The 13,776-nt window shown below is 68.5% G+C and carries 17 protein-coding genes; 2 read left to right on the plus strand and 15 right to left on the minus strand.

Annotated features, from left to right (window positions below; genetic code table 11):
• Window positions 1-74: 74 nt before the first annotated feature.
• The 5 genes from M4486_RS03840 to nrdH all read right to left on the minus strand — a co-directional run bounded on the left by M4486_RS03840 (window position 75) and on the right by nrdH (window position 3,927).
• Entirely contained in the window at window positions 75-1,028 is a 954-nt protein-coding gene (locus M4486_RS03840) for a hypothetical protein (protein WP_249479813.1), read from the minus strand.
• A gap of 340 nt (window positions 1,029-1,368) precedes the next feature.
• Window positions 1,369-1,932 (minus strand): hypothetical protein, encoded by a 564-nt coding sequence (locus M4486_RS03845; RefSeq protein ID WP_249479815.1) that lies wholly within the window; start codon window positions 1,930-1,932, stop codon window positions 1,369-1,371.
• Window positions 1,929-2,906: a hypothetical protein gene (locus M4486_RS03850; RefSeq protein WP_249479817.1), complete on the minus strand. Its 978-nt coding sequence runs from the start codon at window positions 2,904-2,906 to the stop codon at window positions 1,929-1,931. The genes M4486_RS03845 and M4486_RS03850 overlap by 4 nt, the downstream gene beginning before the upstream one ends.
• A 77-nt stretch (window positions 2,907-2,983) precedes the next feature.
• The gene (locus tag M4486_RS03855) at window positions 2,984-3,499 is read right to left on the minus strand and encodes a hypothetical protein (protein WP_249479819.1); all 516 of its coding nucleotides are present in this window, start codon (window positions 3,497-3,499) and stop codon (window positions 2,984-2,986) included.
• 173 nt (window positions 3,500-3,672) lie between these two features.
• A complete protein-coding gene (gene nrdH, locus M4486_RS03860; protein WP_249479821.1) occupies window positions 3,673-3,927 on the minus strand; it encodes a glutaredoxin-like protein NrdH in 255 nt (84 codons plus the stop codon).
• Window positions 3,928-4,113: 186 nt separating this feature from the next.
• On the opposite strand from nrdH, the gene M4486_RS03865 reads away from it, so the two are divergent.
• The gene (locus M4486_RS03865; protein ID WP_249479823.1) at window positions 4,114-4,464 is read left to right on the plus strand and encodes a hypothetical protein; all 351 of its coding nucleotides are present in this window, start codon (window positions 4,114-4,116) and stop codon (window positions 4,462-4,464) included.
• 14 nt (window positions 4,465-4,478) lie between these two features.
• Here M4486_RS03865 and M4486_RS03870 read toward each other — a convergent pair whose 3' ends face one another.
• The 10 genes from M4486_RS03870 to M4486_RS03915 all read right to left on the minus strand — a co-directional run bounded on the left by M4486_RS03870 (window position 4,479) and on the right by M4486_RS03915 (window position 12,834).
• The gene (locus M4486_RS03870; RefSeq protein WP_249479824.1) at window positions 4,479-5,741 is read right to left on the minus strand and encodes an AAA family ATPase; all 1,263 of its coding nucleotides are present in this window, start codon (window positions 5,739-5,741) and stop codon (window positions 4,479-4,481) included.
• 71 nt (window positions 5,742-5,812) lie between these two features.
• Window positions 5,813-7,126, minus strand: coding sequence for a vWA domain-containing protein (locus M4486_RS03875; RefSeq protein WP_249479826.1), 1,314 nt, complete (start codon window positions 7,124-7,126; stop codon window positions 5,813-5,815).
• A 61-nt stretch (window positions 7,127-7,187) separates the two neighbouring features.
• Window positions 7,188-8,288: a MoxR family ATPase gene (locus M4486_RS03880; RefSeq protein ID WP_249479828.1), complete on the minus strand. Its 1,101-nt coding sequence runs from the start codon at window positions 8,286-8,288 to the stop codon at window positions 7,188-7,190.
• A 38-nt stretch (window positions 8,289-8,326) separates the two neighbouring features.
• The gene (locus M4486_RS03885) at window positions 8,327-9,445 is read right to left on the minus strand and encodes a hypothetical protein (protein ID WP_249479830.1); all 1,119 of its coding nucleotides are present in this window, start codon (window positions 9,443-9,445) and stop codon (window positions 8,327-8,329) included.
• Window positions 9,442-9,660, minus strand: a complete 219-nt coding sequence (locus M4486_RS03890) for a hypothetical protein (RefSeq protein WP_249479832.1) — start codon at window positions 9,658-9,660, stop codon at window positions 9,442-9,444. The genes M4486_RS03885 and M4486_RS03890 overlap by 4 nt, the downstream gene beginning before the upstream one ends.
• Before the next feature lie 61 nt (window positions 9,661-9,721).
• A complete protein-coding gene (locus M4486_RS03895; protein ID WP_249479834.1) occupies window positions 9,722-10,591 on the minus strand; it encodes a hypothetical protein in 870 nt (289 codons plus the stop codon).
• A complete protein-coding gene (locus tag M4486_RS03900) occupies window positions 10,588-11,397 on the minus strand; it encodes a hypothetical protein (RefSeq protein ID WP_249479836.1) in 810 nt (269 codons plus the stop codon). The genes M4486_RS03895 and M4486_RS03900 overlap by 4 nt, the downstream gene beginning before the upstream one ends.
• Window positions 11,398-11,452: 55 nt before the next feature.
• Window positions 11,453-11,896: a hypothetical protein gene (locus tag M4486_RS03905; protein ID WP_249479838.1), complete on the minus strand. Its 444-nt coding sequence runs from the start codon at window positions 11,894-11,896 to the stop codon at window positions 11,453-11,455.
• Between the two features lie 12 nt (window positions 11,897-11,908).
• Window positions 11,909-12,070: a DUF4236 domain-containing protein gene (locus M4486_RS03910; protein WP_249479840.1), complete on the minus strand. Its 162-nt coding sequence runs from the start codon at window positions 12,068-12,070 to the stop codon at window positions 11,909-11,911.
• A 20-nt stretch (window positions 12,071-12,090) separates the two neighbouring features.
• Window positions 12,091-12,834 carry a hypothetical protein gene (locus M4486_RS03915; RefSeq protein ID WP_249479842.1) on the minus strand — a complete coding sequence of 248 codons (744 nt, stop codon included), beginning with the start codon at window positions 12,832-12,834 and terminating at the stop codon, window positions 12,091-12,093.
• Between the two features lie 521 nt (window positions 12,835-13,355).
• On the opposite strand from M4486_RS03915, the gene M4486_RS03920 reads away from it, so the two are divergent.
• Window positions 13,356-13,724 carry a hypothetical protein gene (locus M4486_RS03920; protein ID WP_249479844.1) on the plus strand — a complete coding sequence of 123 codons (369 nt, stop codon included), beginning with the start codon at window positions 13,356-13,358 and terminating at the stop codon, window positions 13,722-13,724.
• Window positions 13,725-13,776: the final 52 nt, after the last annotated feature.

The following is a 13,776-nucleotide window of genomic DNA, read 5'->3' on the forward strand; positions in this document are numbered from 1 at the left end:
GAGTCCGATCTCGACCGAGGATGGGGCACACGTCGGACATTCGAGCGAGAATGCTCCCGGCTTCGACTGGGGGCTTACTCCCTCTCCCAGAGGTCGGCGAGGTCGTGCTCGGTCAGGGTTTCGTCGGGGCGGGCCTCGATGCGGTCCGCGACAGCGTGGACCAGGGCGTCGTTGTCGGTGAGGAGCTGGCGGGTGCGGGTGGTCAGTCCGGTGAGCAGCGACTCGTAGGTCATGGGGCCTTCGAATCCCGGCGGGCGTTCGCCCCAGATGAGAATCTGCGTGAGCAGTCCGGCGACGATCTGGAGGTCGTTCCTGCCGCCCTGGTCGGTGATGCCGTGGTTCTGGTCCCATACGGTGCCCGCCAGGGCACCGACTGCGGATGCCCATTCGTGCGCGACGCCGGTCGCGCCCAGGCCCGCAATGCTCGAATGCACTGCACCGCCGATCTGGCTGGCGCGACTGCCCGTGGCCCAGACGCCCGTGATCACGGCACCGAGCTCGTGAGCGGCGACCGTGTGAGCGGCCTCGTGCTCTGCGCGACGCCGCAGGGTCTGCCACTGCGTCGGGGTCGAACGAGTGGCCAAGTCGCGAGCGAGATCGCGCAGGACGGTGGAGTCGGCATGGGGCGGGGCCGCGTCACGCGCTGCGCTGGCCACGTCTTCGCCGTATTCCGTGACGAGGTCACTGGGCGCTGGCGAGGCCGTGGCGATTCTCCTGGCCCGGAGTACGTCGAACGGAGGATCCCGGTGCTCTTCCCGGGTTCGACGCGCAAAGATGTTGCCGATCCTCACCATGAGCAGAGCGACCGCGCAGATGATGCCGAGGAAGACCACGCCCTCGGCTCCGGCCTTCCGCGCGAACTCTCCGAGGGTCACGGCCAGGAAGGGGGAGAGCATCGTGAGGGCGAAGGTGGCGAACACCAGGGTCCACGGCATCCGCCGACCGAAGCGGCAGAGCGCGCTCCACACCCACTGCAGCACGTCGTGGACGACGACAAGGGGCTCGGGACGGGTCCTGTGAAGCGCCACTGCTCGTTCCTCTCGCGGATGTTCGACCGCGGTGCGGAGACCAGGGTCTGTCATGTCCCAAGGCCCTCCGCAGAGCCATCCGGCCCTCGTGCGGCGTCGTGTTCGACTCGGGATCACAGTGGGCGAGCGGACCGTCCCGCAGGACACCCCAGTGCCGCTTGGACCGATGACGGGACGTCGCTCATTCGCATCGGTGGACCCTGGATACGATGGGTGTGCGGCAACTGTCTGGAGCTCGCGCACGTGGGGGACCCCAGGAGGCCGAGGGGGTTATGTGGGACGGATGAGCCCGCCGAACCTCGGTGCCGCACCCCGCCTCCGATCCGCCACGACGCGCCCCTCAGGCGACGGCCGCCCCGAGGGGTGCGGGCATGTGCACCTTCGCCAGCGCCTTCAGCTTCGCCTGCGCGGGCTCACGCAACTCGATGGGCTGACCGACCAGGCGGGAGACCATCGCCGCGATCACCACAGCATCCGCGACATCGTTGCCGGTGATCTCCGCCTGCTTGTAGGTCGACGCCGCGGTCACCAGGACGAGGTCCTTCCCCGCGTTGCCCTTCCCCGTCGCGTACATCATCCTCGACGGAGGCGAGACCTCCACGACGGGGACCCCTTCGCGTTCGAGGAGCGCGACGATGTGCCACCACAGGCCGGAGCGGTCGTGGACCTTCCCGGCGTTGCGCATCCCGTAGGCGGGCGCCTCGATGCCGACGATGTCGGCGCCGCCGGCGACAGCGAGCACACCATCGGCGATCTTCTCCATGCGCTCGAATCGAGAGCGGAGTGTCTCGGTCCCCGGGGGCGGGGGCTTCGAAGTGACGGTGTTGGTCTCCACCCGCTCCGGGGAGCGGACGAGCGCCAGCCCCGTGCACGAGAGGGACAGGTCGATGCCGGCGACGATCATGCGGCTTCCGCCTCCTCGCGCATTGCCTCACGGTGGGTCCGCAGACGGCGGATTGCACGCTGGCAGTCGGACTCGAGGTCCACGTGGTCGACATGGATCTGCGAGCGCCGGCAGGCGAGCTCCACTCGCGCGCGCAGCTCCTTGCCGACCGGGCTGAGGGACTCGCCGTCGTCGTAGCGGTTGCGGGTGAGGGAGTCCGGCACGTTGCGCACCTCGACGCTCAAGGACGGCTTGCCGCGCTCGAGGGTGATGATCGGCGTGTAGGCGGGCCCGGTGGGCAATTCCTGGGACTGCGTGTCCACGGCGAAGCTGTCCAGGAGGGCGTCACGCATCCGGCGCGCCTCGCTCAGGGACTCCGGCGCCACAGAGGGTGCGTGAGGGGTGTTCGCCCGAGGGTGGTTGCGCAGCCACGTCGTCATGGCGTGCTGCTGGGAGGCAGATTCGCACAGCTCCTCGACCTCATAGAGGTCATCGGACGCCACCCGGTCGGCGATGGCGTCGGCGAGCCGGTCGGCGTTCCCGGAGTCGTGGGCGGACAGGGCAGGGCTCATCTCGGTGAATCGAGCGCGGGCCTGGATGCGGTTGAGCTCGTGGGTCTCGAAGGCGAACTCGGAGAGCTTGCGATGCACGACGTAGGGGTGGTCCATGTCGCCGTCGATGAGGATGGTGGACCCGTCGTCCCGGGTGACGCGGGTGAGGGTGCCGTCGGCGTCGTGATGCTCGATGGTCCCGTCCAGAAGGACGCGATCCGCGATCGTGCCGTTGTCGTGGAACGTGCTCTCGGCGTCGGTCGCCGGGTACTCCCAGTAGATGCCCGCGTCCTCGTGGTCCCACTCGAGGGAGTCGTCCATGGGGTCGTAGGTGACCTCGACGTCGGCCTCGCCGCGGCTCGTGGTGCCGAACTGGCCCTTGTTGCCGGCCTCGCCGGTGTCGCGCTTGCGGATCTTCGGGGTCTTCGACGCGTTCTCTGACATGTCGGGCCACTCCTCTTCATCGCGATGGGGTCTCACACCGAGAAGTGGGCGGGCGCCACGTCTGGCGGGACGGTGGTTCACGACCACTCGTGCAGGCGCAGGTCGTCGCCGAAGTCGCGCAGCGTTTCGCTGACGGTCCCGGAGAGCTCGTCATCGTCGATGCCCTCGAAGCCCTCATGGGTGAGTTCGAGCGTGCTGGTGGGGGAGTTCCAGCGGGCACGGCCGGGGAACCCGAGATCGTAGGCGAAGGCCTCGGGATTATCGCTGCGGGATTCGAGGTAGGCGTCCACCTGGTCATCGGTGACGTCTTCGTCGTCGATGTCCCACGGCGCCGATCCCACGCGGTAGGACGAGGTGGGCAGGTGTTCCCGGTCGACCTGGACGTGGATGACGGTCCGACCGTCCTCGTCGAACGTCGACTCGACGTCCGTCACGAGGTGCGAGACCTCGGGGCCGACATCGATGGTGCGCCCGTGCCTGGTGGGTGCCGGAGAAGGGACGCTCACGGCCGCTTCGGGGCGAGCTGTCGTGCCGAACTGGCCGCGGTTGCCGGCCTCGCCGGTGTCGCGCTTGCGGATCTTCGTGCTCGCCATGGGTGCTCTCCTCACTCGACGTCCTCGAGAGAGAAAGTGGGCGGGGGAGCGCAGTCGCGGGACAAGGCGGCAGTGTGCGGGAATCTCCCGGATGGCTCCCATGGCGCTGATCTCCTGACGCACGAGAGCGGCCCGCACACCGACATGGTGCACGGGCCGCTGCTGTTCAGGGATCAGGCGATAGCCGGCGCCCTGGAGGTCAGGGACTGCGCGATCGCCTTGATCTTGTCGGGGCGGAAGCCCGACCAGCGATCCTCGCCGACCTCGACGACGGGCGCCTTCACGTAGCCGAGCTCCTTCACATGAGCGAGAGCCTCGGCGTCCTCGGTCATGTCCACGACGTCGAAGTCGATGCCGCTCTTGGTCAGGGCTCGCTTGGTCGCATCGCACTGGACGCACATGGGCTTCGAGTACACGGTGATGGTCATCGGAACTCCCTCCGTTTCGGATGGGGTGACGGGACCGGACTCTCCGGCCCCGGGGTATGCATTGAGAGAAGTGGGCGGAGCGGCCCGCAAGATGCGATCGGGCTCCCACGATTCGAGACGCAGCAGGTCCGCGGCCCCCGCCCACTGGAGAGCACGAGACCCAGATACCGACGAAGGAGAGCCCTCATGCCGAAGACCCGCAAGCGCGACACCGGCGAGGCCGGCAACCGCGGCCAGTTCGGCAGATCCCAGCGAGACGAGGCAGCCATCGATCTGTCCTCGATCAGCGACGACGACCTCGCAGACGCCATCGAGGACATGGAGCTCGAGGAGGATCTCGAGATCGACGTCGATGGAGACGGCGTCGCCGACGGGGAACTGGACATCCTGCGCGAAGGCGACCTCATCGTCCTGGCAGGCACGATCACGCTCGGAGGCCAGACGCGCGAGGTGCGAGAGGAAGTGGGGGACGCTTCGTCCTTCGAGCAGCTGCGTTCCGAACTCCTCGCCGCCGCACAGCGCGTCGCACAGGCATGACGGAGTCGCACGGGTCAGCCCACCAGGCTCTCTCGCACCGAGACCATCCGGTCGATGTCCTCCACGTCCTGCTCGTCGATCAGCGACCGCCAGTCCCCGCGATGCACCCACAGCATGTGGGTCATGTGCCGTGATGCCATGACGCACAGGCGACCCAGTGACAGGTGATGGTCGGAGACTGTGGAAGCGGACGCCAACGGGTCGACGGCGATCACCGCGTGCCACTGGCCGCCCTGCAGTCGATCGGCGGTGCCCACTGTGATGCCAGGGAACAGGCCGAGGGTGGACAGGAACCCGGCGATGCCGTTGACCGCCATGTTGTCGCCCGCGACCACGCACACGTCGCTACTCGTGAGCGGGCGGGTGCCGTCGTCGGTGCACACCTCGGCGCCCACGTAGGTCTGCGCCAGGCGGGCCACCTCGGCGTAGAGGTCTACGGGGTCGTCCCGGTCGATCTGGATGCTCTCGATCTCCTCATGCCCGAGAACGTGGCGGTCGGGTCGGCCGGAGTCGAAGGGGAAGTCGTACAGGGGGGCGATCGCGTCTACTGTGCGCTGCCCGAGCCGGTAGGACGTGGGCAGATGCAGGATCTTCGCCGACGGGTGACGGCGCAGGACATCGGGCGCCCGGCCGTGGGGTGGGTACTGGCTGTCCTCGAACACGGACGTATCGGCGGTCGTGACCGGTCCGATCTGCCCCGGGTCGCCGACCATCAGCACCTGCTCACAGCCCTTCGCGGCGGCGGCGAGGGATGCGAACGTGGACTGGTAGGCCTCGTCGACGATCAGCAGGTCGCTGGTCGTCTTGGTGCTCATCCCCAGCGAAGCCATGGTCTTGACCACGATGTCTCCCGGCGCCCCCTGGAAGGAGCCGCTGCCCGGGGCGTGGATCGCTGAGGTCGATGCCTTCTCCACTCCACTGAGGGCGAGCACCACCGAGGCGTTCTCCCACACCGCGGCGAGGCGCTCGGCGACCGAGGTGGCGGCAGATCGGGTGGGCGCGGCGATCGTGAGAGTGAGATCCGTGTTCGCGCTGAGCCAGAGGGCCGCGTCGACCAGCAGCGTCGTCTTCCCCGACCCAGGCGGAGAGTCCACGATCGTCACGCGCCGGCCCGACGCCGCCTCGTACAGGGTGCGAGAGAGCACGGACCCGGGCACGAGCCGCTGCCAGGACGGAATCTGACGGGAGGCCTTCACCTCCTCGGGGGACGGCTCCACCCGCGGGGCCTTCGACGTGTCGATCCCCAGGGTGTTCAGGTCTGCAATGCTCAGCGCCACGGTTCCTCCATCTGCTGCCGGTTCCTTCCCCAGTGGGCGGACACAGCCACCCACGGGACGGCACCGAGGGGTCAGGCGGGAACGCCGTCGACCGGGACCGAGGGAATCCACACAGGGGTGGTGTCCAGCCCGTCGGAGGTGATCAGTGCGACCACGGGGAACGCTGAGGGCGTCTCGGGCCAGGACGTGCCGCCGTCCGTGGCGACGACGACCAGGTCAGGCGTCCTGTCGAACACCTCCGGGATCGCAGCGAGGCCCAGCCGCATATCGGTTCCACCGCCGCCGGTCGCCGAGCGCAGTGTCCCCTTCTCGGACAGAGTCCGGGCCCTGTAGACGGCATCGTCGACGTCGAGGACGAACACCCGGTCCTCGGGCACTCCGCACTGAGCGGCGATCTCTGCGACCTCCCGGCCCACCTCGCTGAGTTCGTGGTCCGACACGGACCCGGAGGTGTCGCGGATGACCACGAGCGTGGGCACGGGGCGCACGGTGCCGGGCAGGATGATCTTGCGGCCCTTGGAGCCGTCGGGCATCCGCACACGCACCGTCTGACGCCGCGAGGGACGAGAGAACGTCTTGATCAGGCCTCGGGGCTTGCGACGCGAGGCCTTCCGCAGGTACCCGCCGATCACGATCTGCCAGGGGATCACGCTCGGTGCGGTGACCTCCTCGGCCCAGCGCCCCAGTCGCCCAGCGCCCGCCCCCTTGCCCTTGGAGATCTCCTCGGCGACGGAGTACACGGCCGCGACGACCTCGAAGTCCTCCGCCGGGGGCGCGATCAGGTCCAGGTCCTCCCACGTGCTGGTGAGGAAGTCGAGGGACGCGCGGTCCTGCAGGTCGGTCCCGAGGGTGAGCGCTCCGCCGATGAGGCCGCTCGCCATCTCGTCAAGGTGGAAGAGATCCATGTCGGCGTCGTGAGCGCGCCGGGAGAGTTCGTCGTAGTACTCCGGAGCGGACAGGCCACGGTCCATGCCGATCTGCTCAGCGGTCGTCGAGACGGTCGAGGGGAAGGTGATCCCGGCATCCTCGAGGTCGTCGTTCACGGCGGCGTCGGCCGCCATGCGCCACAGGTCCGGCGAGAGGTCCCCTTCGGCCTGCAGCTTCTGCTCGGCCACGGAGTGATGGTCGAACATGACGTGGAACATCAGGTGCACGAGCACCTGGGCGTTCTCCTGGTCGCTCCACTTCTCAGACATCGCGTCGACGTCGAGGAACACGCGCAGGCGAGGGTCGACGGCGCCGAGCGTTCCCAGCCCGGGGGCGTTGACGTACCGAGCGGCGTACAGCAGCGCTGCAGTGTACGGGGCGACCTTCTCCGCCAGAGCGCGCCACACGGACAGGTGATCTTCCTGCTCGGTGGTGAGGCGACGTGCATACCCGGACATGGTGTTCTCCTTCTCGTAGGGCATCAGGTCAGTGGGCAGATGAGCGGCGTGGCGGGACGCCTCACTGCCATGCGCCGACGCTTCGCAGCATCGGCCCGAAGGTGTCCTCGGCGCGACGGGGGATCTTCGCGCCCTTGGGCGCCCGGGACAGCAGCACGCGCGCCGAACGCAGGCACACGTCCTTGCGCCCCGTCGTCTCTGCGCAGTGCAGGAGCACCTCGACGGCGCGGTTCCAGGTGGCGAGTTCGCCCCGGTCGGTCGCGTACGAGGCGACCGCGCCGAGCACGGTGAGGGTCTTCGACGGATGGTGGCTCGACCAGTCCTCGGTGGAGGGGTCGGACAACACCGCCTGCAGATCGAAGTTCGCGGCTTCGATCCGCCAGCGCATGAAACTGTCCGCCGCCCGCTCGCCGACGAGTCCGACGAGGGCCAGGCGCTGCGTGTCGACCTGTGAGTCGTCGAGTCGGGAGAGCACGCGGATCGCGTTGTCCCACGAGCGCGGAGAGGGCCACGGTCCGCCCGCTCGTGACGGGTCAGTGGGCTGGTCGTGGATGAACGGCCGGTGCGCGTCGAGGAAGGCGAGCACCAGGGAGCGCTCGCGGGCCAGGCGCTCCGGACGCACGTCGGCGTCCACGATCGTCTCCGTCGCGGGGAACCCCGCCGCCATCCCGTTCAACCAGGCTTCGCGGTCCAGTTCCCAATCCAGGTGGAGCATGCGGTTGGCGATCGGGCCGGGCACATCGACGGCACCTGCCGAGTACTCGGGAGGGTTGCCGTCCAGGACGATCGCCACGGACTCCGGGAGGTAGGTGTTCTCTCCGACCTGCCGCTCCTGCAGGATGTTCATGCAGGCCTTCTGCACGTCCTCGTCGGCGAGGTTGAATTCCGCCAGCAGCAGCAGTCCACGGCGCGCGTCGATCAGGCGCGAGGCCCAGCCGGGGACGGCGAACTCGGTGGTGTGGTTCTCCTCGTTCAGCGAGGGGATCCCCGAGATGTCGGACTTCTCCTTGTGCATCATCACCACGGACTCGAGGTGGCGGCGTGAGGCGATCGCGTAGTCACGGATGACCGAGGACTTCCCGATGCCGGACAGCCCCTTGATGAAGACGGGGACGTTCGCCGCGACGCTCGCGCGGAACACTGCTTCCTGCTTACTGACCATGCATTTCTAGTGGGCGGTGAACCCGGTCCGCAGGACGTTCACAAGGGCGTGGTCTCCATGCCCGCGAGGGACAGTTCGGCGGGCACGATCCGGTCGACGGGGTCCTCGGGCGGCACACCGCCCTCCCAGGACGAAGGTTCCTTGCGCGTGAAGCGAGGAGCCCCACCGAACGGTGCCTCGACGAGGAACACCTCTCGCCCGTACGCCTTCCGGAACGACCATGACCCCTTCGCGTCCGGGTCGACTTCGAGGATGAAGTCCCCCTGGTCGTATCCGAAGCCAGCCACGCGGCCGCCCCGGAGGTCTGAGTCGGGGTTCTGCGGGTCGACGACCCACACGGTGGACCCCTCGCGGAACGGGATCGACCCTGCGGGAATCTGGCAGCGCTCGGTGTTGCGTTCGCGCGAGGGCCGCTGGGGGATTGCGGCCACGGTGCGTCGTCCGGCGAGGTTGTAGGGCCGCAGGGTGCTGTCGACGGCGCAGAGGGCCTTCCACTGGTCGCCGAGGGCCTCCATCGCCACGTAAGCCTGGGCGTCGTTGAGGGCGCTGGGGAATGAGCGAGACCGGGTGATGCGATCGCAGGCGGCGGTGATACGTGCGCACAGTCCGCCGTGGGTGGTGGACCCGTGGATCGCGGTGCGATACAGGTCCTCCATGCCTGTGACCGAGAGCGGGCCGCTGATACGGAGTGCCCGGCCCCAGGCCCGGAGATCGTCGGTGTCCTCGAACGGCGCCCAGTAGCGCATGCCCAGGGCGCGCGTGATCACGGTCAGCGACGAATACCAGGGCGCGACGACCGCGACATCGAGAACGCGCCGAGCGGAGAGGACGGCGTTGCGCTGGTCGATGGTGTCGAAGCGGGCCTTGGAGAAGGCGCGCAGCAGCAGACGCAGGTCCCTCATCGTGGGCATGACGACCTCGCGGCGCCCCTCGGATTCGTCGTCGGTATTCATCAGGACCGCCGCGATCTCGCGGCCCTTCATGGGGCCGTCCGAGGTGCGCACGCGCCCCTTGTCGACCCAGACGAACAACTTCTCTCGCGCGTGCAGCGTCGGAAGCGTCTCGGACATGCGCTGCAGTGCACGGCCCGTTGTCGAGGCTTCCGCGCGGCGCTGGGCGGCGTACTCGGAGGCCTTCATGGATCCCGTCGCGTTCACCGGGCCTCCTCCGCGGCGAGCCATCCGTCGGCGGGGAGGCGAAGGATCATCGCCACGACGGCCAGCACACCGACGGCAGCCAACAGGAAGGCGAACAGTGCGAGTTCATCGCCCAGGAAGAACGAGACCAGTGCGCAGAGCGCACCGATGAACGCTGACGCCTGCGCGGGCAGACGGTCCTCCCAGGTGATCTCCGTGTCGCGTGTGGTGTCCATGGCCTCGCCCTTCCTGTGCGGTTACGCAGGTAGTGGGCGGTATCGGAGGCTCGCGGGACGGTCAGGACACCTTGGCGCGGCAGGCGTGGGTGGTGGAGGTGCCGTAGTAGCGACCGCAGTCCGCGCACTGCACCGCCACGTCGACGCTGGAGTTGCCGGCGCGGCGCACGTAGGTGTTGTAGGCCTTGCCGACGGAGGACGACGAGGACATGCGGCCCCACGTGTCCGGGTCCATGTCGTAGACGTAGGCGCCCGTGGGGTTGTTCTTGGTCGGGCTCATGACGATGGTCGCCTGCTGGGCCTCGGCGTTGTAGCCCATGCCCTTGATCCAGGACGAGGCTGCCTTGCGCGTCTCGACGCCGGAGCCCGCGGCGCGGTGACGGTAGGAGGCCACGAGCTGTGCGGTGTGCTCTCGGGTCAGCGTCGGCCGGCGCGACTCGAGGGTCGCGCGCACGGACTCGGACACCTGGGCCTTGCGCTCGGGGTCGAAGCCGGAGGGCATCGTCACCTGGTAGGAGCGGCCCTGCTTCGAGACGCGCACTGCGGACATCGTGGTCGTTCCGTCCGGCCCGGTGTACTCGATCGGCATCTCGAAGGGGCGCGACTCGTCACCGGTGCGCGCGGCGACGTCCTTCGCGAACCGCCGCACGGAGGCGTGAGAGGGCATCGTCAGGCTGTAGTCGTCGCCGGAGTAGGTCCGGCGCCGGGGGCGACCGCTGTCGCGGCCCATGGTGGGCACCTTCCCCGAGACGTCCGTCATCTGAGCAGCACGGTCCCACCACTGCTGAGCGGACTGCGCCGACCCGTCCGTGTCCGCGAATCGCTCCTGCGGCACGGACACCTCGGCTTCGCCACGGCTGATAGTGCCGAACTGCCCCTTGTTGCCCTGCTCGCCGGTGTCCCGCTTGCGGATCTTCTTGCCGGTGCTCATGCCGCCTCCCTCGTATCGGTGCCCTCGCCAGGAGAAGTGGGCGGGGACTGCGAAGACGTGTCACCCAGGTCCTCGAGGCACACCTGGAGCTCGGCGGCGAACTCCCGTCGACGCTCCTTGAGGATTTGGTCGAGGCGCAGCTGGGCGAGCTTCCGGATCGACACGAGGGCAGAGGCATACAGGTGGTTGCGGGCGGCGAGAACCCACAGCGCCGCCCATTCCTCCTTGCCCACGGATTCCGGGAGGCTCAGGACGTCATGGCGAAGCGCCTCCATGGCTGCCTCGCCGGCGAAGTCGTCCTCGGTGAGGTAGCGGATCCCTGACCCGGAGGTGGAGATGTCGCGCAGCGCGTACTCCGGGTTCGTCGGGTAGACGGCGGAGGTCAGCGTGTAGGCGGCGCCGACGTTCGGCGTGAGCATCAGGACCAGGTAGATGATCAGGACGCCCAGGCACACGATCGGCGCCGTACTGGAGAGGACGGAGTTGTCAGGCATCGGGATGAGGCCTGCGGAGGTGACGATCAGCGCCGCGATCAGGAGCAGCGGTGCGAACCCGAAGAGCAGCGCGTACAGCAGACGGTGGTAGCGGCGCGTGGTGATGGACTTCGTGGAGTAGGCCTGCAGCTCGCTGATCAGTCGAATGCGGTACCCGCCGGCGTCGTCGCCAGGTGGAACGAGCGCGAGGACGTCGGGGCCCGTCTTGCGGATGCGCACGTACCGACTGTCAGCAGAGACGTCGTCGATCCGGTAGGGCGGGCAGTTGCGCGAGAGGGGAATGAGAACGGTGTCCGGGATCTTGCTGCTCATGCTCACTCCAGTGGGCGGGGAGCGAGCCAGGACGCGGCCAGGACCGATCGGCCGGTCAGTCCACGATGATCGGGGGCCTGCCGGACTCGCCGTCGTCGCTGCGGGTGCGGCGTCGCGCTCTCGTCACCCCGTTGGCGATCGCTTCGAGCGCCAGCCACGCGACAGCTCCGGCGACGATGACCCAGCCGACCGTATGGACCGGCACGGTACCGAGGGACTCCGGGGCGTAGACCACGAGAAGCGACCCGAGTGCTCCGAGCACGCTGGGGGAGAACATGTTCGCCCTGCGGAACATCAGGTTCCCGTTCGCCTGGGCGCGGGCAGTGCCGTTGGCGACGATCTCGCCGATCAGGCACACACCGGCCCAGATGATCACGATCCACCCCAGGGGCGCGGTGGGGTAGCCGTAGAGGTCCGCGGGGACGGCGACCAGCCAGATCACCCCGAGGACGAGCGCGATGATCGGCTTTCCGACGGACGCTTCACGGAAGGGCAGCATGCGGGGTCCTCCTCAGAACTTCAGGCTCAGGCCCTTGAAGAGCCTGATCGAGTTGCGGCCGCGGGAGTTCAGAGTGAGACGGCCGATCTTCACCGACGTGCTGACGCCGGAGTTCGACACGTTGACGTGCGATTTCTTCCCGACCTTCACACGCTTCTGGATGCGAAAACCCACGCCCTGCCTCCTCGGTCGACCTACCCATCTGCGCCAGTGGGCGGGGACCATGCCTCCGTGTGCACGAGGCTCTCGAGGTGAAGGAGGAACCCCTCTCGCAGTCGTGACGTGATGAGCCCGTCGGGGTCCTTCACGTCGAGCGAGATTCGGGCAGCGGTGTCTGCGATTTCCTCCAGGCAGCGCGTGTGCTCGGGAGAGAGCCATGAGGCCTGCCGGGGCCGGTATTCGTAGATGAGCTCGCAGGCCCCCTTGACCCCGGTCCCGGTGTACACCGGCTTCTCGTCTCTTCTCCAGCCGGCAAAAGTGGGAGGAACGCACTGGGAGACCCGAACCGTGTGGGCAAGAGCTCTCTGGGCTCCGTCGAGAGTCGACAGGTCGAAGGCGGGGTCGTGGTCGATGCCCGTGAACGTCGGCAGAGCATGGTTCACCAGCCACGAGCACGTCAGGATCTCGCGGCGTGTGGCGAGCCCGTCCTCAGCGGTGCCGCTGGCCGCGGCGTAGAGGGCCTCGAGCCTGATCTTCTCTCGGGGAGTGATGATGGGGGTCTCGGTGAGGTCGACCAGTGCTCGCCACAGCGGGGCGTCGATCTCGGGGAGCAATTCCATGTCGAGCACATCTGCTGCCCTCGCGGCGCCTGGGGGAGGGAACTGCCTCCCGGTCGCGCGAGCATCGGAGGAGTGGTGGGGACGTCGCGCGTGGACGAGCCTGGTGAGCAACGCGGGCAGGAGAGCGACTGGCACGGTCGCTGCTGCGATCGCGGTCACGCGGGCCAGCGGGAGGCTTGGGTTCTTCACCTGGGTACTTCTCCGTCTCTTGGGTCGGGGTGCTGCGTGGCCGCAGGCGCGAGGGGTCGCGGATCGTCGCGCCGACAACGCATGTCCACCAGTGGGCGGGTAAGAACTCGGTGCGCTGCGAGTCGCTGCGCCTAGACCGGCACAGCGGCGATTACCGCTCCTCCCCACGCACTTTCCTGCCCAGTCGCATGAGGCCCGCGCGCAGATCGCGAGGGTCCTTCGTGAGGCGGATGTAGACGGTCGGTGCACTCGCTTCGTCCTCGCGCGGCGTTCCCTTCGGTTCCGACGGGCTGGCACATGTTCCGTTCACGGATCTCTCCTCTGTGCGGTGGTGACCCATCAGTGGGCGAAGCTCCGACGCCGCGGGACGCCGCGATGTCCCGCGGCAGGTCGCCTACGCCCACTGGGAAGCCATGGCACGCCTCTCCCAGCACATCCCACCGCCGACCACCGTCGCTGACGCCTCCGAATGCGCCATCTGCGGGACCCCGATGACCCGCGCGTGGCTCGGGGACCTGTCGGACTTCCGCTGGCGAGCCGACGACGGCACGGAGCACGGGACCACCCCGGGCGCCCACGTGCCCGAAGATGCGCCCACCACCTGGATCGACCTCCTCGACCATGCCGAGTCGCTCCACGACGGCCTCGAGACCTACTCGACGCTGCTCGCTCTCTTCGAGACCGGAGGCGGTATCCAGCCGCTGCCGTGGCAGCACCGACACCGGGCCATCGAGCCCCCAACGAAGATCGATCCGCGCGAGGTGCCGCAGTGCCACGGGTGGCCCATGCGCCTGGCGCCGGGCGCCTGGATCTGCCGGGTCGACGGCGAAGTCACGCGCCCAGATCGGGTGCAGCCGTGAAGACGACCACTACACCCACCGCCCCCACAACGCCGGCCCTCGTCGTAGCGCG

Source organism: Brachybacterium kimchii, assembly GCF_023373525.1.
Classification (GTDB): domain Bacteria; phylum Actinomycetota; class Actinomycetes; order Actinomycetales; family Dermabacteraceae; genus Brachybacterium; species Brachybacterium kimchii.